The sequence below is a fragment of the bacterium genome (genome assembly GCA_030018315.1).
GTDB lineage: Bacteria > Hydrothermota > UBA3073 > JACQXS01 > JAGMCI01 > JASEGA01.
The window spans coordinates 35,574-56,318 of sequence record JASEGA010000004.1 but is presented as its reverse complement, the minus strand read 5'-3'; the positions used below and the strand labels follow the sequence as shown (position 1 = coordinate 56,318).

The following is a 20,745-nucleotide window of genomic DNA, read 5'->3' as shown; positions in this document are numbered from 1 at the left end:
GGGCAAGATGCTAACTACTAAATGCTTTTTAGTGGCTGTGATAATTGGTATAGGTTTATTTGGATGTAAAAAGAACAAGTCACCTACCCCTCCTACAAGACCTTATGGATTACCAAGGTTAAACCCAAATATTGATAGTATTGGGCGGGGCTGGGTAGATACTACTTATTACCTTTGTACTATTGCTGAGGATCCTGAAAGAGACAATATTAGTTATAAATTTAACTGGGGTGATAACAGTGAGTCTGGTTGGAGTGAATTTGTAGGCTCAGGTGAAGAGATAAGAGTTAAACATTCATATTCAACAGCAGGCACATATTATGCAATGGCAAAAGCAAAAGATATTCACAATGCAGAATCTGACTGGTCATCTCGTTACACAGTTGTTATAACATCAAAATCACCACCACCAGAAACTCCAGTAATTGTAGAAGCGCCTGACTCTGGGTATATTGATAGAGGACTAACATTCAAAGTTGTTACTACAGACCCGGATGGAGATAAAATTCAATATCAGTTTGAATGGGGAGATAACAGTGTATTAGATTGGTCTTGGGAGTTCAATAGTGGAGACACAGCAATGTTGTATCATACCTATTCAGATACCGGAAAGTATGAAGTAAAAGTGAAAGCCAAAGATATTCATGGTTCAGTTTCAGGTTGGTCTGCTCCTTGTACCACTCTGATAATTTTTCCGCCACCCCCTTATCCACCGGGGAGGCCAACTTTACTTAATGTTGGGTATCCGCGTTATTATCTTCAGACCCCATTTGAATTTCAGGTTAGATGTGAGTCATTAGTTGAAGGAGATACAGCACTATCAGTCCAATTTGAATGGGGGGATGGTGAATTTTCGTCGTGGATAATTACTATACCGGGAGCAGGTGGCATAATGACAGCCTCTGCACTGCATGCGTTTGTGAGACCTGGTGCACCTGTTGCAATAAGAGCAAAGGCAAAGGACAGATATGGACAGGCATCAGCTGCATCTGTTCCATGCACCCTTACTATAATCAATAATTTTGTTTCTGAGTGGTTAGGACTTGGAAATCCGTTTGGAATAGCGGTTAGTGGTGACTCAGTATATGTTGTAGACCATTTGAATCACGAAGTCAAAATATTTAGCAGAGATGGAAATTTAGAGACTACAATCGGCTCCACTATCCTTGAGCTTCCAATGTATGTAGCAACAGATGCTGAGTTTGTATATGTGACTGACGAATATAATCAGGTATATAAATTTAGGAAAGCTGATGGTGGACTTGAAACTCATTGGGGTAGTCAAGGTAGTGGGAATGGTCAATTTCGTGTTCCCACTGGAATTGCAGTTGATGATGAGCATGTATATGTGGTCGATTCTGAAAATAAGAGAATACAGAAGTTTAATAAAAATGGAGTCTATGTAGGTCAATGGCCGATTTATGGTAAATATGCGAGAGGGTTGAGTGTTAATAGAGATACTCTCTATTTAGCATCTAATTTTGGTAATAATATCCAAATATTTACTACTACAGGAAATAATATAGGAACTATTGGCAGTTCCGGTAGTGGTGACGGTCAATTAAAGAGCCCATGTGATGTCGCAGTTTATGGAGATTTCATTTATGTAGCTGACTCTGATAACCATAGAATCCAGAAGTTTACAAAAGGTGGAGCTTTCGTTATAAGGTGGGGCTGTAACGGAGTAGAGCAAGGTCAGTTTTTTGAACCCCAAGGTATAACAGTAGACGAGAATGGGTATATATATGTAGTTGATACATGGAATAATAGAGTTCAGAAATTTATTGATACAAGTAAGGAGGCTTTATGAATCGAATTAAGAAAACACTCTTTTCATCATTCGTCATTCTGATTTCGTCATTTTCTCTCCCTTCCATAGGTTTTGCAAGACTTGGTGGTTGTGGTGCAGAATTCCTATCAATTGGAGGTGGTGCAAGAGCTTTATCATTAGGTGGTGCTTATTCTGCATTTGCAGAAGGGGTAGATGCAGTTTACTGGAATCCAGCTGGTATTGCAAAAATAAATCGTACCTCTGCAAGTTTTGCTCATGTTAATTTATTTGCAGGAGAGCTAAGTGAAGAAAACATAGGTGTAGTCATTCCAATAAAAGATGGTGTTATAGGGATAAGTGCAATTGCTCTTTTGTCAGGTAGGATTGAAATAACTACAGTTGAAGACCAAGATGGAACTGGTGATTATTATTCAGCAAATGATTTTGCACTCGGTATTTCATATTCAAGGATGATGACAGATAAGTTTAGTGCTGGATTTACAGTTAAGGGGATAAATCAAAACATTCACAAAGTTTCTGCTAATGGGTATGCAATTGATATTGGTGGCACCTATAATACAAAGATAAGAAATCTTAGATTCGGGTTTGTGCTTCAGAACTTTGGGCCGGACCTTGCATATTCTGGTGAGGGACTGGAATATTCCACAGCTGTAGATACCCCATTTCAAGAATCTGATGTACCCGGGGCTTATAAATCTGAACCGTATCCTCTGCCACTCAGCTTCCAGACAGGGTTAGCATTTGATTTATTATCTACCCCTATTTACAGACTTACTCTAATAGGTGATTTAGTTCACCCTTCTGACCAGGAGGCAACTTATGCCTTAGGTGGAGAGTATTGTTTAGGTAATAAATATTTTGCAAGGCTTGGATATACAGGAAAGAATAATAGAGGATTGAGTGTCGGTTTTGGTGTAATGACACAACTCCCGATTGGTAATCAATTTATCTTTGATTACAGCTACGAGAGTCATGAGTATCTATCAAGTATTCATAGGATATCATTAGGGTTTATACTTTGAAGTAAAGATACAGAGTATGCGATTAATGATTTACAACTTTGCTATCTGTTTATATGTTATTCTTAGAATGAGTTTTGCTTACGGAATGACAGACGAATATATTCCTGGACATGCAATTGTAACACTTAAAAGTGGGTCTCATATATCAGCTCTTAAATCACTAAACCAAGAATTTGGTGTATATGCTATGGAACCCTTAGTAAGAGGTAAACCTGATAGCATTGATAAGAAATTTGGATTAGATAGAGTATGGTTATTTAAATTTTTGGAAGATAAGCAAGTATCTGATTTTATTGAGAGATATAGTGCGAATCCCAATATAGAAAGTGTTGACCCTGACCATTTATGCAAGCTATACAAGACACCTAACGACCCTTACTTTTCAAGTCAATGGAATCTTACAAGAATTGAAGCTCCTCAAGGTTGGGATTATCAGACAGGTGACCCTTCAGTAGTTATTGCTGTTGTTGATGGGGGCTGTGATTGGAATCATCCTGACCTTAAGAATAATATATGGGTTAATCCGGGTGAAGATATAGATGGGGATGGTGTAATATTTGATACAGATGACCTAAATGATGTAGATGATGATAATAATGGGTATGTAGATGACCTTATAGGGTGGGATTGGACGACGAATGACAATGACCCAACCCCTACTTATGGGGGTGAATTTCATGGCACCTGGTGTAATGGGATAGCTAATGCTTGCACTGATAACTCAAGAGGGATTGCTGGTGTAGCATTTAACTGCAAAAGTATAGCTTTTAGATGTACTGCTTCCGGAAATCCGGGTGCTATATCTATCTGGGCTGCTATTAATGCTATGCGCTATGCAAGAACTAAAGGTGCATGTGTGATAAGTTGCAGTTGGGGTAGTTATTCTTATAATTCTAGTTTAAACAATGCTATTCAATCCGCATACGATGCTGGGCTTGTAATTTGTGCTGCTGGTGGGAATGAAAATATATCACAGGCTTCGTATCCGCCTGCTTATGAGAATGTTATTGGAGTTGGGGCTACTAATCAATCGGACAGAAAATCGTCCTATTCTAATTATGGTTGGTACATAGATGTCTGTGCTCCCGGTGATGGGATATATGGATGCACTCCAGGTGGTGGATATACATCTCAGTATGGGACCTCTGCATCATGTCCAGAAGTAGCTGGTCTTGTCGCTCTCGTTAAATGCAGTAATCCGGGTGCTTCTAATACTACAATTGAAAATATCATATTTTCAGCCTGTGACTCTATAGACCATCTTAATCCCGGATATGAGGGACAACTTGGATATGGTAGGATTAATGTTTATAATGCAATAGCAGGGAGTAACTATCCTAAATTAACCTATTATTCACAAAGTGTATATGAAGTAGAAGGGGATGGTGACTCACTTATAAATCCGGGTGAGACAATGGAATTTAATGTAGTAATCCAAAATAGTTCAGGATGGGCAGATGCACTCGGTGTTACAGGGGTTGTACAAAGCCCAAGCCCTTACATAGTGATGATAGATTCAACCTCATCTTATGGTGATATTCTCAGTGGTTCTACTGGGTCGAATTCTACAAGGTTTAAGGCTCAAATCCTATCTGAAACAACCCCTAGTATAATACCATTTGAGCTCATCATTTCTGCTAATCAAAGCACCCCTTATCCTTATTCAGACACTATTGAGTTCGGGATTGAAGTAACACTTAACCAATTTGGGTGGCCAGTTAATTTAGGAACTGGAGTAAGTTCACCGGCTATTGTTGATATTGACAATGATGGAGAACAAGAGATAATTGCTGGCGACCTTCGTGGCAATGTGTGGGTTTGGAATTATCGCGGTGTGGTTGAAGCAGGGTTTCCTGTGAAAACTGGCAACCAAATTCAAGGCGCACCCGCAATCGGCGATGTTGATAATAACGGGACATTAGAAATTGTGGTCGGGTCAAAAGATGATACTCTATACATAATTGAGCCGGATGGAGCAATAGGTTTAAAATTCGGTGCATCTAATTATCTCATGGGAACGCCTACATTAGCAGATTTGGACAACAATGGTGATTTAGAAATAATATTTGGTGATTTTTCTGGCAATCTTTATGTAATAAATCACGATGGGACACAATTTGGTCCATTTCCATACCAATTAGATGGTGCAATTATTGGTGGAGTTGCAGTTGGTGATGTAGATGCAGACAATGTTTTAGACATTGCAGTAGGTACCTATAATAAGAAACTTTATGTTATCTCATCTAATGGAGACACTCTCACTGGTTGGCCAAATGAGGTCAGTGGCCAGATTTGGGCTCCACCATCAATTGCAGATTTTAATGAGGACGAAAAATTAGAAGTTGTTTGTGGATGTGCAGATGGCAATCTATATGTGTTCGATTATCAGGGTAATCCGTTAAATGTTCTACATGCAGGTGGCAACCTTAAGGGCGCACCCTCTTTTTGTGATATTGATGGGGACGGTTTACCTGAAATTTTTTGTGGCTCTACTAATGGCAAAATTTATGCATTCAAATCTTATGGGGATACCATTCCCGGATTCCCTTATAGTACTGGAGGTAGTGTTACTTCACCTATATTTTCTGATATGGATGGAAACGGGAAGCCAGAAGTTGTATTTGGAGCAGGTGATGGTAAATTATATCTACTCTATCAGGATGCAACCCCTATTACTTGTTTTCCAGTAAATACAGGAAGTGGAATCCAATCATCGCCCTCTATTGATGACTTGGATGGAGACAGTGACCTTGAAATTGGGATTGGAAATAATACAGGGATGGAAGTGATTGATTTTAAAGCGAAAGGAGGTGATAACAGGTATTGGAACACATATAGAGGTAATTTACATAGGACAGGTAATTATAAGGATGTACTTACTGGAGTAAATGAAGATGTGGTGCAAGGCTTCAGCCTCGCTAAAGTAAAGCTTACTTGCTTCCCAAATCCATTCACCAATAAGACAGTGATTAGTGCTCAGGGATTAGGTAGGGGTTTGATTAATCAAACCCCTACACTGCAAATTTATGATTTAACTGGCAGATTAGTTAAGTCTTTACCAATTACCAATTACCAATTACCAATTACCGTCGTGTGGGACGGTACTAATGAGAAAGGGGATAAAGTAGCTTGTGGTATATATTTTTATCGGTTAGAAGTATCTGGCTTTGCAAGAGGTATTACCTCAAAAACAAACCTGCCTCGCCGAGCCCGCCTTACTACAAGGTGGGTCAAGGTGGGCAAGATGCTTCTTATCCGATAGGAAAGGAGGTGTAATATGCGTAAATGTATAGCCCCAATTTATATCGGGATGATGTTGCTCTTCGCTATCCCTATTTCTGGGACTCCTATACTGATGAAAAAGGAGATTCCGAGAGATGCGAAGAAACCGGGTATCTTGAGAGAGTATGATTTAAAAGGAGAAGTGGCAGGATTAGCTCCAATTTATTCTACTTTTTCACCAGGTGATACACTCGGTTCCAGTAGATATGACCGGCAATGGAATTTAGCTCCTCATAGACGAATTGTATGTAATCCGAGTGATGGATATATTCATACTCTCTTTATGCATCAAGTCCCACCCCCTGAGCGACATATGTTCTATAACTGCAATGATGGGACGGGCTGGTTATTTGGGACGGGGCTCGGTGGTGGAATACCGGTTCAAGAGGAGGTACGCGATGGTTATGGAACGCTTGATATTAAAAATGATGGAGCTGCAGTTGTAGCTTTACATAGAAAATATGGAGCCGGAGCAAGTGAGTTTCGTAGTTCTGTATGGATAGATGCAATTCCAGGGATGGGGACATTTGATGGATATGATTTACCTTTCTCACCTAGTCATCCAACAGGTCACAGTATATGGCCAAGGATTGCAGTTGATGGTTCTAATAATATGATTGTTGTTGCTAAAGATGATAGTACACCGGGGCAACCTCATACACGTGATAAATGTTACTACTCTCGCTCTACAGATGGCGGAGCAACCTGGTCTAATTGGGTAGTTGTAGACACATTTGGAGGACTTTCCGACAATGCTTTTGCATCTAAGAGCTCACAAAAAATGTGTATAGTATATGGGAAAGATGTAGGACCAGAGCATGGAGTTTACAATGGACACATATTCTATAAAGAGTCACAAGATGGTGGTGCTACCTGGGGAGATAGAGTTGACATTACAAACTTGATACCACTCCCACCTGGTAGGGCTTATCATTTAGATGAGTTACGTAGTTCTATAGGAAACACTTATGGAATATACGACTCAGATGATAACCTTCATATAGTTACTGATGCTTCATTAGGCACACCACAGCCCGGTTATTATTATCCATTCCTTGCAGGTGTTCTTTGGCATTACAGTGTTGAAACTAATGCTATGAGTCTCATTAGTACACACCCATTACCATCTGAAGTAGCAATAGCTGATTTCGGCCATCTCTATCCTTATTACGGACCATGGAATGCTAAACCGCAGATAGGTGAAGACCCTACCACAAAATATCTTTATGCTACTTGGGTTGAATTCCCTTATAATGTGACAAACCCACAAGGTTACGAAGTAGGTGAAATCTATGCTTCATATTCACTTGATAGAGGTGTGACATGGGCACCTAAGATAAATCTGACTATGACACCTCAGAACTGTGAAGTATTTGCTGCACTTGCTCCAGTTGTGAATAGCAATTTGCATATATTTTACGAATGGGATTTAAACAGCCATGATGATATTATAGGTGGTAGCTTGGACCCAAACCAGAATCCTTTTATCTATTTTAGGGTGCCAGTCACTTCAGGAGATGCTGAAGTTGTATCAATTGATGAGCCAATAGGCTATCCACAAGGTGGAGTTACTTACACTCCAAAAGCTACTTATAGGAATAATGGGACTAATCCTATATCATTACAGGCTAGATTTGAGGTGCTTGTCCCAGCTATGACGACTTTCCCAAATAATGACCCACCAGATACTCTTATTGTTCCATATATATTCTATTACAGTATAGTTAATGTAGCAGACCTTGCACCAGGAGCTACACAACAGGTGCAGTTTGATAATTGGACTTGTGACCCAGATATAATAGGGTACGAGATTGATTATTATGCTTCTGCTTCTTTTCTTGCTGATAATAACTTAGCAAATAATAGATTGACAGTTATTGCCGGGATTGAAGAAACTACACATAAGACGGATTCACACGTATTTGCTATATTTCTGGTGTATCCTAATCCTATGAATAAGGTTGTTACTGCCCATTACTCAGTACCTACCGCTTCAGCTGGTCTTGTTACTCTCAAAGTTTATGATATATCGGGTAAGCTTATAGCCACACTTGTTGACGGAATTCAGAGACCCGGGAATTATACTGTAACATGGAATGGACAAGATTCAAATAAGAGAGAGGTCGCTAACGGTATCTATTTCTTGAAACTGACTTGTCATTCTGAGCGAAGTGAAGAATCTATTACTAAGAAGCTTACGGTTTTGCATTGAGATTAGGTAGGGGTTTGATTAATTAATCAAACCCCTACTCTGCCCACATCAATGATAGTTTTAGCGAGAGTTCGCAGAATGCTGTGCAATGGTGAAGTCAGAGGTAGGGGCGTATTGCAATACGCCCCTATTATACGCCTTAGGGTTAAATTTAACGCCCCTACTCAGATTCATGTGCTTGCCCCGCACCTTTTGGAAGGTGCGGGCTTTACATCAATGAATTAAAAAGGTAGAACTTGTCTTACCCTCTTTTTTGTTTCTTTTATTAGGTCTAATCCATTAATTAGAAGTAAATACTACATCCCCAACTATTTTTTTTATTTTTTTCTTGACATGTGGTGAGATGTGGTGGAAAATGGTGAATATGTATAATGGAAAATATAGGTATTCGTTAGAAGAGAAGGGTAGATTGTTTATTCCCGTGAAGTTTAGGAGGGGTCTATCACCCGAGGCAGGGGACACATTTGTGGTAACAAAGGGCTACGATAGTTGTCTTGCTCTATATCCTCTAGATGAGTGGAGGAAAGTGGAGGTCAAGTTAAGTAGCTATCCAACAGATAATCCCAAGGCGAGAAGGGTTGTTCGTTGGTTTTCTGCAAATGCCGAAGTTGTTAAGCTTGATTCTCAAGGCAGGATTAAGATCCCTCAGTATCTTGCTGAGTTTGCAGGCCTTAATAAGGAAGTTGTAATCATAGGTGTTTTAAATCGGATAGAGTTATGGAATCCTGAGTCTTATGAGAGAGAGGAGTCTGAGTCTGACCCAACCAAACTTGGTGGGTTAAATGGATTAGATTTGTGAGGTGATTACCTCGAAATGCATATACCTGTCCTCCTTAATGATGTGCTTTCTTTTCTTAATATAAAAGATGGAGGTGTTTATGTAGATTGTACTTTAGGGATGGGTGGTCATACGAAGGCAATTCTTGAAAGATGTGATAAGGTAAAAGTTTATGGTATTGACAGGGACTTAGAATCTTTGGAACACGCTAAATTATTACTTAAGAATTTTAATAATAGGATAGATTTTTTGTGGTCAAATTTCAGTGAAGTTGATAAACTAATACCTAAAAGGGTTGACGGAGTATTACTTGATTTAGGTATTTCAAGTGCTCAGCTTGACCGTCCTGAGCGTGGTTTCAGTTATCGTAATGATGGTCCTTTAGATATGCGTATAAATCGCCAAAGTGGCGTTCCTGTCTTCAAGCTACTTGAAAAACTTACCACTGATGATATTGAGTTTATTTTAAAAACTTATGGTGAGGAGCGGTGGTCAAGGCGTATTGCAAGGGGTATAGTAGAGAGTAAACCTTGTACTACTCAAGAGCTCAGACATATAGTTGCAGAACTCACACCATGGAAAGGTAGGGATAGAGTTTTAGCTCGTGTATTTCAGGCTTTAAGGATATTTGTAAACGATGAGCTCTCCCATCTTAAGGAAGGTCTAATTTCCGCGTGTAAAATTCTCAAACCAAAGGGTAGGGTCTGTGTAATTTCTTACCACTCTCTTGAAGACAGGATTGTGAAGCAATATTTAAGAACAGAGCCTTCTTTACTTGTACTCACTAAAAAGCCTATCCGTCCATCTAATGCTGAGATTTCAATTAATCCGAGAGCTAGGAGTGCAAAGCTTAGGGTCGCTGAAAAGAAGTAAAAGTCTAAAATGCAAATTACAAAATGAAAATTTTCATAAGATTTAGTATAAAGCAATTAGGTTTGCTGCTCTTTATAGCATTTTTACTCTCACTGCTTTATCTATTTGAGTATTGGCACACTGTAAATCTTGTTTTCCAATACTATAACGAGACTCAAAGGTTTAATCAAATTAGGGAGACAGTGGAAAAATTACGAGTTAAAGAATCCGCCTTAGGTGGGTTGGCTTCAGTGGCACGGCTTTACAAATTGTCAGACCTGTCTGCCGACAGGCAGAGAAATGAATAATAAATTACCTTTAAGGAGACTTATTTTAGTATTTTGTTTTTCAGTAGGGGTTGAATTTTTTGTCCTTGCCAAGCTTGCTACTCTTCAACTTTTTTATCATTCAGAATTCCGATCTAAAATTAAACACCAATCTGAGGCAAAAGTTAAAATTCAACCCCTCCGTGGTAGAATTTATGATAGATATTACCGCATTTTAGCTACTTCAATTGGCTTAAAAAGGGTATATCCTTTTGGAACTCTTGCTAGTAATCTTCTTGGTTTTGTAGGTAAAGATGGGACTGGTTTAGAAGGTATAGAGTATGAATTTGATGCCATCTTAAGTGGTAAACCCAATTTTGTAATCTTTGGTAAAACGCCTCGCGGTAAACTTTATCCTTATCCCGGCTATTGTAGCTTTTTAGGTCAGCCAGTCTCTGAAGGAGCCTGCGGAAACGACATTGTTCTCACCATAGATGCTGATATTCAATCAATTGTGGAAGAGACTCTAAAAAGTAAGTTCCCCAAGATGCGTGCAAAGTCGGGCAGCGTAATAATCATTGAGCCCAATACTGGCGAAATTTTAGCTATGGCTACTATTCCTTGTTGTAGTCCTGGCAATTGGATAAATAGACCAGTACAGGTCCAGTTTGAACCCGGTTCCACATTTAAGGTTGTTCCAATTTCTATTATCATTAAAAATGGGCTTGTTTCACTATCTGATATAGTTGAGGACGGTAGCAGCAAAATCACAGTTCAAGGCAAGACAATCAATGATATACATCCACATGGCCCTCTGACATTTGCTGAAGCTGTATGGAAATCCAGTAATGTAGCCTTTGTTAAACTTGCAAATTTGATTGGCAGAACCAGATTTTACAATGGGGCAAGGTTTTTTGGGTTTGGTGTACCAACTGGTGTAATCCTTCCTGGTGAGGCTAAAGGCTCTTTAGCACCTCCAGCTGATTGGTCAGAGCTTAAATTTGCTAATCTTGCATTTGGGCAAGGACTTTCTTGTAACTTACTTCAACTTACTTTTGCTTATCAGGCGATTGCAAACGATGGCATTCTCCTTAAACCAATGATAGTCAAAGAGATGCTTTCATCAAGCGGAAAAGTAATTTATAAATCAGAGCCTATAAAAGTAAGGGAAATTTTGACCCCTTCTGAAGCACGTAGAGTAAAAAATCTTTTATACGGAGTAATAGAAAATGGGAGTGGTATACTTGCTAAAATTCCAGGTCTCGAGATAGCTGGTAAAACAGGGACTGGCCAAAAGTGTGTAAATGGTAAATATACAGAGGTTACTTCAAGTTTTATAGGCTTCCTTCCAGCTCAACATCCTAAACTCTTAATTGCCTGTGTTATTGACGAACCAGGGACTTTAAAATTAGGTGGTGATGTATGTGCTCCTCTTTTTAAGGAGATTGCTCAAAATATTATACTTTTGCAGCCTTATAGAGCCAGTGACTGAAATATGAGACTTAAGGAGTTTATAAAAGATTTATACGACCACGGTTGTCCTTTAGAGTCAAAACAAGTGCAAAACAGGTATCAAGATTTAGATATTACTGGTATTGCTTATGACTCAAGGGATGTGAAGCCAGGATACATCTTTGTAGCACATTGTGGCATACTTACTGATTCTCACATCTATATTGAAGATACCAAAAGCAAAGGGGCTATTTTTTTCGTCCTTGAAAAGAATATACCAATTCCTTATCCAAAGATAATAGTTAAAGATGGCCGAAAAGCGCTTGCAGTCTTAGCTCAAAGGTTTTACGACAATCCATCAAAGAAATTGAAAGTGATAGGAGTTACCGGCACTTATGGAAAAACGACTTCTACTTGGCTTTTAAAATCAATATATGAAGCCGCAGGGTTTAATGTAGGTCTTATTGGCACAATTGGATACTGGACAGGTTCTGAATATAAACCTGCACTCCACACTACTCCTGAGTCTCTTGACCTTCAAAGATTATTTTTTGAACTATTAAATAAAGGAATAAATGTAGCTGTTCTTGAAGTTTCTTCTCACTCTCTATCTCTCTATAGAGTTTATGGTACAGATTTTGACATTGCTTGTTTCACAAGGTTTGACAGAGACCACCTTGATTTTCACCATACTCTAAGTGAATATGAAAATGCAAAACTCAAACTTTTCTCTAACTTAAAGAGTGATGGGATTGCTGTTTTAAATCGTGATGACCAAACTTTTGACAACTTTAGTAGCCATACAAGAGCATCAATTATAACTTATGGAATAACTCCTGCCAGCGATGTTACCGGTAAGCTTTGTTCTTCTACTCTTCGTGGGCTCGAAGTAGATGTGAGATGGGATAACAGAGAAGAGCATATTTTCTCACCCCTAATTGGGTCGCACAATCTAAGCAACATTTTGCTTGCAGTGAGTTGTGCACTAAAGGATGGGATAAATTTTGACACTATCTATGCTGGAATAAAAAATTTAAAGCAAGTTCCTGGCAGATTCGAACTTGTAGGCGAGCCTGCCTTGCCGTCAGGCAGGTTCGCAGAACGCTGTGCATATGTAATTGTGGACTATGCTCATACTCCTGGCAGTTTAGAGTCAGCGATTCGTTCAGCACGTGAACTTACTTCCGGCAGGCTTATGTGTATATTTGGGTGCGGTGGTGACAGAGATTCTGGTAAAAGGCCTCTAATGGGCAAGATAGCTACTGAGCTCGCCGACTATACTATTCTGACATCAGACAATCCGAGGAGCGAAGACCCTATGCTTATAGCTCGTGATATAGAGAAAGGTATTACAGGTGGCAATTATGAAATTATCCTCGATAGGAGAGAAGCAATTCGTAAAGGGATTGAAAGGGCATCACCCGAAGACCTAATTTTATTAGTAGGCAAAGGACACGAGGATTATCAAATTTACGGTGAATTAAAAATTCCTTGGGATGATAGGAAAGTAGCGATGGAAATACTTTCATTGAGGTAGACTGAAACAACTCTGTTTACATCAATGATAATGATATTATGGAGCCAATAAGAATTGACGATGTGCTTAAAGCTACTTATGGTCATGCGTGTGGCATTGCAGCGAATATGAAAATAAGTGGTATATCAACAGACTCAAGAACTGTAAAACGAGGTGACCTGTTTGTTGCTTTGAAAGGCAATAGGGTTGACGGTCATTCTTTTGTAAAAAATGCTCTCAAAAGGGGTGCAGTGTGTGCAATTGTAGAACCTCATTTCAAAGTACAAAGTGCGAAATGCAAAATGCAAGTGATAGTGGTAGAAAACAGTTTGCAAGCTCTTGGTGACCTAGCCACCTACTACAGGTCACTTTTTTCTATTCCAATTATTGGAATAACTGGCTCAAATGGAAAGACAACTTCAAAAGAGCTTACTGCACTCTGTCTTTCAACTCGTTATCATGTGTTAAAGAGTAAACATAGTTTTAATTCGCTTATTGGACTACCACTTACTTTATTTAATCTTTCAAAAGCTTATGAGTTAGGTGTTTTTGAGATGGGTACAAACCAGCCGGGTGAAATTGAGCGTCTTACAAGTATCGCTAAACCAAGGATAGGCGTGATTACCAACATAGCTCCAACTCATCTTACAGGTTTTAAGACGATAGAGTGTGTTTTACATGAAAAGCTAAAAATTCTAACTGTAGTAGATACGATAATTTTAAATGCTGATGATCCTTTTCTTTTTAAAGTTAACACAGATAAGAATGTCTTTAAGTTTGGGATAAAGCACGGTGATTTAAGAGCTAAAATTATAAACTCAATTAATGGAATAGAATTTGAAGTAATGAGAGTCAATTTTAAGCTCCCTTTATTTGGAATCTATAATGTATACAATGCACTCGTAGCTTTAAGTGTTGGGCTTCAATTTGGGATAGACCTTAAAGAGATGAGCGAGTCTCTTAGTAAAGTTAGAGCACTCCCACATCGAGAAAAAATAATAGATATTAATGGGATTAGACTTATAGACTCTACTTACAATGCAAATCCTGTCTCAATGAAGCTTGCACTCGAGGAACTAAAGAAATACAGTAGCTCACGGCGTATTGCAATTTTAGGCGATATGTTAGAGCTTGGATCAGATGCTTACAAGTTTCATAGGATGATAGGTAAATCTCTTGAAAAGTTTGGTATTGATGTTATAATTGGAGTTGGCGATCTCGCACAAGGTTATGTGGAGGCAAGCGGCCTCAAAGATAGGTTTCACTTTAGTTATTTATCGCAGGCTAAAGCTTGTGAGTGTAAAGTTATTATTAAATTTCTTAAAGGGTTCATAAGGTCGGGTGATATCATCCTTGTTAAGGGATCACGAGCTATGGGCATGGAAAAGATAGTAAAGGAAATTATCTGTACAGGTAAGATAAATTCTAAATACTAAATTAGATGCTCTATCACTTATTATATCCTCTTCATACCAGATTCTTTGTCTTTAATCTTTTCAGGTATATAACTTTTAGAGCTGCGTATGCAGGTATGACTGCCTTAATTCTTTCTTTTATATTTGGTCCAAAACTAATAAAATGGCTATCTGTTCATAAGTTTTTTGCCGGCATTAGAGAAGTAAGTATTCCTAATCAAGTAGATAAAGTCCGTACTCCTACTATGGGTGGGCTTCTTATACTCCTCACTACTGTGATTTCTGCTTTTTTGTGGATAGACCTCAATGAGCAATTTAGCTGGATAGCTTTATTTACAGTTATTTCACTTAGTGCTTTAGGATTCTTAGACGACTTTAAGAAGATAAAATTAGGCAATGGTTTAAGGCCTATTTACAAGATTTTTTGGCAAGCATTAATTGGTGTGTGTATAGGATTATATGTATTTTTATTTCCTAAGAATCCAGCTTTTCGAACTTACACAAGTTTACTTTTTCTAAAGAATATTTTTATTTACTTTAATGGTTTTTACATCCTTTTTGTTGCCCTTGTGATTATAGGGACATCAAACTCTACTAACCTTGCAGATGGACTTGACGGTCTTGCTATCGGTCTTGTTGCTGAAGTTGCGCTTGCTTATACTATACTCGCTTATGTAGTTGGTAATGTTAAGATTTCTAATTATTTAAATCTACTTTATATTCCTGGTAGTGGTGAGTTAGCAGTTTTTTTAGCTTCAGTAGTAGGCAGTTCTTTAGGCTTTTTGTGGTTCAATACTCATCCTGCTCAAGCATTTATGGGAGATACTGGCTCTTTATTATTAGGTGGTGCTATAGGTGTAGTTGCTGTTCTAATAAAGCAAGAGATATTACTGCTTTTGGCTGGCGGCGTGTTCGTTTTAGAAGCACTCTCAGTAATATTACAGGTAGTATATTTTAAGTGTACTCATGGAAAAAGATTGTTCCGTATGGCACCATTTCATCACCATTATGAAAAGATTGGGTTACCTGAGAATAAAATTGTTATTAGATTCTGGATTATTGGTATTTTATTTCTTTTAGCTGCCCTTTCAACACTTAAAATAAGATGAGCTACACAATTCCACAGGATTCTGCGAAAAAACAAGCAAATTATAAAGGTAAGAGAGTTTCAGTTATTGGATTTGGCAGGAGTGGCAAAGCTTGCGTAAAATTATTGCTTGATATGGGGGTAAAAGTTTTTGTTAGCGAACTGATGGACGAGGTGAGCTCGCCCTCACTGTTGTCTACGTTTCCTGGGGTTGAATTTGAATTTGGTAAGCATAGTGAAAAAATCCTTGCCTCAGATATGATTATAATATCACCCGGTGTTCCTTTAAGTCACCCAATTCTCTCAAAAGCGAGGCAGATAGGCATCCCTGTGGTAGGGGAGCTTGAATTTGCATCACAATTTGTTAAAAACCCAATAATTGGGATAACTGGCACGAATGGTAAAACGACGACTGCTTTTCTTATACATGAGGTATTGAAGGTAGCTGGAATAGATACCCTTATGTGTGGCAACCTTGGAGTTCCACTCTCATCAGTAATAGGTAGGGATTTGATTAATCAAACCCCTACAATTCCTGTAATAGTAGAGGTAAGTACATTCCAGCTTGAATCAATAAATTCTTTCCATCCCTGGATAGGTGTACTTTTGAATATAACGCCCGATCATCTTGATAGACATGAGAGTTTTAAAGAATATCGTGAACTAAAATTACGCCTATTTTCAAATCAAACTACTAAAGATTTTGCTGTCCTCAACTTTGACGACCCAGAGGTAAGACAAATTAGTGTAAAGTCACAAAAGTTATTTTTTAGTGCCTGTAGGGGTTTGATTAATCAAACCCCTACAGTATGGATAAACAATGGGAATATCTTATGGCATAGTGATATGTTATTTAGTGTGAGTGACTTAAATCTAAAATGGGAATGTTTACTTGACGATTATTTAGCAACTATAGTAGTAGCTAAGATTCTCGACATCTCCCGTGACTCTATTCTTAATGGGCTTCAGTCGTTCAAATGTGTTCCTCATCGGCTTGAGGATATCGGTATAGTTCGTGGAGTAAGGTTTATAAATAACTCTATGTGTACTAATCCAGCATCATTTGTGAAGACTCTATCAAGTTTCACTACTAATTTGGTTATTATAGCAGGTGGTAAATTAAAGGGAACTGATATAACCTTTATTGCCAAATCAATAAATGAGAAGGTAAAGCATGCAGTTCTTATTGGTGAATCAAGTAAAGAACTATGTAAATTATTAAAAGTAGAATATAGTCATGCTAATAGTATGGACGAAGCTGTAAAGCTTGCCTTCTCACACGCTTCTCCTGGAGATGTAGTTCTCTTATCACCCGGGTTTGCATCGTTTGACTGGTTTACTAATTTCAGAGACAGGGGTGAAAAATTCAAGCAAGCAGTTAAAGCTTTATGAGGAAGACAGATACTAACATTGGACTTATCACTCTTATCCTCATAGGTATAGGTATTATAATGGTTTATTCTTCTTCTGCTTTCTCAGCTTTGAGGTTAATGGATACAAGTACATTTTTTCTAAAAAAGCAGCTTATCCCATTAGGAATTGGTGCTATTTTATGTATAGTGGTATCCAAAATTGATTATCATTGGTGGGGCAAGTATTCCTACCTAATTTTAGGACTCACTTTATTACTCCTTCTATTCGTTCTTTTATTTGGTCCATCTATCCATGGGACACGTAGATGGTTGAGATTTAAATGGTTTTCTATCCAGCCCTCTGAGCTCGCAAAGCTTGGTGTTATAATATTCACTGCTAATTTTATTTCAACAAATGATATAAGTGATTTAAAGAAGGGTATTATTCCACTTCTTAGTGTTCTTGGGATTGTTTTCTTACTTATTGGGTTAGAGCCATCTTTTGGAATGCTTGCCGTTCTTTGTATTACTTGTTTTGTACTTTTGTTTTTGGGTGGTGCAAAGGTGTTACACCTTTTAATTCTTCTATTAATTATTATAGGAATGGGATTTGCTTTTCTCACCCAGTTTGCATATGCAAGATTGCGGTTCTTAAATTTCTTCTCACACGATAGTTACCAATTAAGGCAATCAATTTATGGTGTAGGAGCTGGTGGCTTATTTGGTGTGGGATTAGGTAATAGTAGGGCAAAACTACTATTCCTACCTGAACCTTATACGGATTTTATATTTTCTATAATTGGTGAAGAACTTGGCTTTATAGGGGCCAGTTTGGTTTCAGTTTTGTTTTTACTTCTCTTAATTAGGGGTATAAAGGTTGGGAATCATGCCCCTGACCGATTAGGCTTCTTGCTTGCCACTGGTTTCAGTTTTGCAATCTTTATTTCAGCTATCTTTCATATTGGGGTAACATGTGGTATTTTCCCAACTACAGGGCTACCACTCCCATTCATATCGTTTGGGGGGTCAAACCTTTTAGTTAATTTAATAGGTATCGGTATATTGTTAAATATAAGTCGTATAGGAAATTTAAAGCTTAAAACTCAAATGTTAAGACTGCAACTAAAAAATCAAAACTTTTAAGTTTTTAGTTGTAGATTTGAGTTTTGCATTTTGAGATTTTAGTTAGTTATGAAGATACTCATTGCAACAGGTGGTACTGGTGGTCACATTTTTGCAGGTCTTGCAATAGCTGAGGAAATCAAGCATTTTATGGCGAGTGTAACAATAGTAGGCTCAAAATTTGGTATGGAGAGCGCCCTTGTCCCTATGAATTACAAGCTTTTACTAACTTCTCAAAAACCATTTTTAGGAAAAGGATTAACTAAGAAATTAACATTCCCATTTTTCTTAATAGTTTCATTTATTGAATCTTTATACATAATAGTAAAGGAGAAACCGATGGGTGTGATAGGGACAGGTGGTTTTGGCTCATTCAGTCCTGTATTTCTTTCTGCATTACTTGGTATTCCTACAATAATAATTGAAGTAGACTCAGTCCCAGGGTTGGCGACAAAGATACTATCAAGGTTTGTAGCAGAGGTTTGGCTCTCATTTGAAGTTGCCAAAAATAAGCTACCGGGGTCAAAAATAAAACTGACAGGTATTCCTGTGAGGCGTAGCATTAAAATGGTTATTAAGAGCCTCAATGATTTTGGGCTTACTCCTGGTAAGCCAACTATTCTTATATTTGGCGGCTCAAGGGGGGCTTCTTCCATAAATGAAGTTTTCAGTAAAACTATTCCACTGCTTCCTGACGATTTTCAGTTTATTTGGCAAACCGGCAAACTCAATGAACTCAATAAACTCAAAGAATTCAAAAGGGTATGGACCAGTGAATTTATTGATGACATGGGCAGTGCTTATGGGAACTCACAGCTTGTTATTTCAAGGGCTGGTGCTCTAACTATAGGTGAACTTACAACCGTCGGCATACCTTCAATTCTCATCCCTTATCCTTATGCTACACAAAACCACCAGCTACTGAATGCACAATTTTTAGAAAATAATGGTGCAGCTAAGGTAATTTTAGATAAGGATTTGACTCCAAGTATTTTAGCAAATGAAATAAAATCAATAATTTATAACCCAGTGTTACGCACTCGTATGGCACAAGCTGCAAAAGATTTATGTACTCCAGATGTAGCTGAGAAAATAGCAAAAAGGATACTCAGCCTTTGTGGAGAAACTTAGGTGGAAAAAATAAAATTTCAGTCTACCTCAATGAATTCTGTCTGCATCAATGAGTATGTTTAGGCATATAAGCCATATTCATTTTGTAGGTATCGGTGGAATTGGAATGAGTGGGATAGCTGAGCTTTTACTTAACTCTGGTTATAAAATATCAGGCTCTGATATACATCCCTCCCCTATCACCCGTAGGCTCGAGAAACTGGGTGCTCGTATATTCTATGACCATAAGGCACAGAATGTCTTGCCTGCCGATGTTGTTGTTTACTCTTCAGCTATTCTTAATTCTAATCCTGAGCTCACTGAAGCCCGTTACAGAAGTATTCCATGCATACCGAGAATTGAAATCCTTGGTGAACTTATGCGGATGAAGGAAAGCATTGCTATTGCCGGTACTCATGGTAAAACTACTATAACTTCAATGGTAGGTAAAATTCTTGAACTCGCCGGTCTTGACCCTACAATTATTATAGGCGGTAGATTGAGGTCGCTCGGCACTAATGTGAGACTCGGTAGCGGTGGATTTATTGTATGCGAAACAGATGAAAGTGACAAGTTATTTCTCAACTTATTTCCCATTATTACTGTTATCTCATCAATTGATGAGGACCATCTGGATAATTATAAAGATTTGGATGAAATCATCAAAACTTTTATTAAATTTACAAATAGGGTCCCATTTTATGGATGCAATATAGTTTGCATTGATGATGAGAATATTAAGCAGAGCATTCCAAAGATAAGTAAAAGGTATATAACTTATGGATTTAATAATAAAGCTAATCTTAGAATAAGGCATTATAAATTGGGGTTACCTTCCCATTTCTGGGTCCAATCCAATAGTGAAGATTTAGGTGAATTCACAATTCCGCTACCAGGTATTCACAACATTTTAAATGCTACCTCCGCAATAGCAGTTGCTTTAGAGCTTGAACTACCGCTTAATATTATAAAGAGGGCGATGTCTAAATTTGAAAAAGTTATTAGAAGGTTTGAACTTAAGGGAGAAGTGAGGGGCGCTAAGATTATTGATGATTATGCACATCATCCATATGAGATAGAGGTCACTTTACGAGCCGCCCGAACCCTATATTCTGGCAAAATAATAGTCATTTTTCAACCACATCTGTTCTCAAGAACACTTAAACTTATTGATAGATTTGGCACCTGCTTCAGGGAGGCTGATGAGGTTATAATTACCCCTATATACCCTGCTCGTGAATCTCCTATACAAGGCGTTACTGGCAAGCTTATTGTAGACTCTGCTATTTCAAAAGGATACAAAAACATATCTTATACAGAGTCTAAAGAGGAACTCATCCAGCACATAATGAGGTATTTGTGTGCTGGAAAGCTTAAAAAGGGCGATACCATCTTCACTATGGGTGCGGGTGACATCTATAAAGTAGGCGAAGAAATATTAAAGAAATTAAAATCCTAAATATGAGAAATCCTAAATCCTAAACAAA

General features: G+C 38.1%; 15 protein-coding genes. All 15 read left to right on the top strand.

Features of this window, described 5'->3' with window-relative positions:
- The first annotated feature begins 7 nt into the window (after nt 1-7).
- The 15 genes from QMD71_02715 (at nt 8) to murC (ending at nt 20,717) form a co-directional block, all read left to right on the top strand.
- A complete protein-coding gene (locus QMD71_02715; protein MDI6839759.1) occupies nt 8-1,810 on the top strand; it encodes a hypothetical protein in 1,803 nt (600 codons plus the stop codon).
- The gene (locus QMD71_02710) at nt 1,807-2,814 is read left to right on the top strand and encodes a PorV/PorQ family protein (protein ID MDI6839758.1); all 1,008 of its coding nucleotides are present in this window, start codon (nt 1,807-1,809) and stop codon (nt 2,812-2,814) included. The genes QMD71_02715 and QMD71_02710 overlap by 4 nt, the downstream gene beginning before the upstream one ends.
- Nucleotides 2,815-2,830: 16 nt before the next feature.
- Nucleotides 2,831-6,076 (top strand): S8 family serine peptidase, encoded by a 3,246-nt coding sequence (locus QMD71_02705; GenBank protein MDI6839757.1) that lies wholly within the window; start codon nt 2,831-2,833, stop codon nt 6,074-6,076.
- A gap of 15 nt (nt 6,077-6,091) precedes the next feature.
- Nucleotides 6,092-8,308 carry a FlgD immunoglobulin-like domain containing protein gene (locus tag QMD71_02700; GenBank protein ID MDI6839756.1) on the top strand — a complete coding sequence of 739 codons (2,217 nt, stop codon included), beginning with the start codon at nt 6,092-6,094 and terminating at the stop codon, nt 8,306-8,308.
- A gap of 51 nt (nt 8,309-8,359) precedes the next feature.
- The gene (locus tag QMD71_02695; GenBank protein MDI6839755.1) at nt 8,360-8,533 is read left to right on the top strand and encodes a hypothetical protein; all 174 of its coding nucleotides are present in this window, start codon (nt 8,360-8,362) and stop codon (nt 8,531-8,533) included.
- A 139-nt stretch (nt 8,534-8,672) separates the two neighbouring features.
- Entirely contained in the window at nt 8,673-9,107 is a 435-nt protein-coding gene (mraZ, locus tag QMD71_02690) for a division/cell wall cluster transcriptional repressor MraZ (protein ID MDI6839754.1), read from the top strand.
- A gap of 15 nt (nt 9,108-9,122) precedes the next feature.
- A complete protein-coding gene (gene rsmH / locus QMD71_02685) occupies nt 9,123-9,959 on the top strand; it encodes a 16S rRNA (cytosine(1402)-N(4))-methyltransferase RsmH (protein MDI6839753.1) in 837 nt (278 codons plus the stop codon).
- Nucleotides 9,960-10,238: 279 nt separating this feature from the next.
- A complete protein-coding gene (locus QMD71_02680; GenBank protein ID MDI6839752.1) occupies nt 10,239-11,696 on the top strand; it encodes a penicillin-binding protein 2 in 1,458 nt (485 codons plus the stop codon).
- A gap of 3 nt (nt 11,697-11,699) precedes the next feature.
- Entirely contained in the window at nt 11,700-13,193 is a 1,494-nt protein-coding gene (locus QMD71_02675) for a UDP-N-acetylmuramoyl-L-alanyl-D-glutamate--2,6-diaminopimelate ligase (protein ID MDI6839751.1), read from the top strand.
- Between the two features lie 38 nt (nt 13,194-13,231).
- A complete protein-coding gene (gene murF / locus QMD71_02670; protein ID MDI6839750.1) occupies nt 13,232-14,608 on the top strand; it encodes a UDP-N-acetylmuramoyl-tripeptide--D-alanyl-D-alanine ligase in 1,377 nt (458 codons plus the stop codon).
- 5 nt (nt 14,609-14,613) lie between these two features.
- On the top strand, nt 14,614-15,696 hold the full coding sequence (gene mraY / locus QMD71_02665; GenBank protein MDI6839749.1) for a phospho-N-acetylmuramoyl-pentapeptide-transferase: 1,083 nt from the start codon (nt 14,614-14,616) through the stop codon (nt 15,694-15,696).
- Nucleotides 15,693-17,066: a UDP-N-acetylmuramoyl-L-alanine--D-glutamate ligase gene (gene murD, locus QMD71_02660; GenBank protein ID MDI6839748.1), complete on the top strand. Its 1,374-nt coding sequence runs from the start codon at nt 15,693-15,695 to the stop codon at nt 17,064-17,066. Before mraY ends, murD begins: the two co-directional genes overlap by 4 nt.
- Entirely contained in the window at nt 17,063-18,169 is a 1,107-nt protein-coding gene (locus QMD71_02655; GenBank protein MDI6839747.1) for a putative peptidoglycan glycosyltransferase FtsW, read from the top strand. The genes murD and QMD71_02655 overlap by 4 nt, the downstream gene beginning before the upstream one ends.
- 48 nt (nt 18,170-18,217) lie before the next feature.
- On the top strand, nt 18,218-19,279 hold the full coding sequence (murG, locus tag QMD71_02650; protein MDI6839746.1) for an undecaprenyldiphospho-muramoylpentapeptide beta-N-acetylglucosaminyltransferase: 1,062 nt from the start codon (nt 18,218-18,220) through the stop codon (nt 19,277-19,279).
- 55 nt (nt 19,280-19,334) lie between these two features.
- Nucleotides 19,335-20,717, top strand: coding sequence for a UDP-N-acetylmuramate--L-alanine ligase (gene murC, locus QMD71_02645; GenBank protein ID MDI6839745.1), 1,383 nt, complete (start codon nt 19,335-19,337; stop codon nt 20,715-20,717).
- The last annotated feature ends 28 nt before the right edge of the window (nt 20,718-20,745 follow it).

Coding starts and splice junctions, on each gene's coding strand:
- QMD71_02715 (MDI6839759.1), top strand. CDS start 8: ATGCTAACTACTAAATGCTTTTTAGTGGCTGTGATAATTGGTATAGGT.
- QMD71_02710 (MDI6839758.1), top strand. CDS start 1,807: ATGAATCGAATTAAGAAAACACTCTTTTCATCATTCGTCATTCTGATT.
- QMD71_02705 (MDI6839757.1), top strand. CDS start 2,831: ATGCGATTAATGATTTACAACTTTGCTATCTGTTTATATGTTATTCTT.
- QMD71_02700 (MDI6839756.1), top strand. CDS start 6,092: ATGCGTAAATGTATAGCCCCAATTTATATCGGGATGATGTTGCTCTTC.
- QMD71_02695 (MDI6839755.1), top strand. CDS start 8,360: ATGATAGTTTTAGCGAGAGTTCGCAGAATGCTGTGCAATGGTGAAGTC.
- mraZ (MDI6839754.1), top strand. CDS start 8,673: ATGTATAATGGAAAATATAGGTATTCGTTAGAAGAGAAGGGTAGATTG.
- rsmH (MDI6839753.1), top strand. CDS start 9,123: ATGCATATACCTGTCCTCCTTAATGATGTGCTTTCTTTTCTTAATATA.
- QMD71_02680 (MDI6839752.1), top strand. CDS start 10,239: ATGAATAATAAATTACCTTTAAGGAGACTTATTTTAGTATTTTGTTTT.
- QMD71_02675 (MDI6839751.1), top strand. CDS start 11,700: ATGAGACTTAAGGAGTTTATAAAAGATTTATACGACCACGGTTGTCCT.
- murF (MDI6839750.1), top strand. CDS start 13,232: ATGGAGCCAATAAGAATTGACGATGTGCTTAAAGCTACTTATGGTCAT.
- mraY (MDI6839749.1), top strand. CDS start 14,614: ATGCTCTATCACTTATTATATCCTCTTCATACCAGATTCTTTGTCTTT.
- murD (MDI6839748.1), top strand. CDS start 15,693: ATGAGCTACACAATTCCACAGGATTCTGCGAAAAAACAAGCAAATTAT.
- QMD71_02655 (MDI6839747.1), top strand. CDS start 17,063: ATGAGGAAGACAGATACTAACATTGGACTTATCACTCTTATCCTCATA.
- murG (MDI6839746.1), top strand. CDS start 18,218: ATGAAGATACTCATTGCAACAGGTGGTACTGGTGGTCACATTTTTGCA.
- murC (MDI6839745.1), top strand. CDS start 19,335: ATGTTTAGGCATATAAGCCATATTCATTTTGTAGGTATCGGTGGAATT.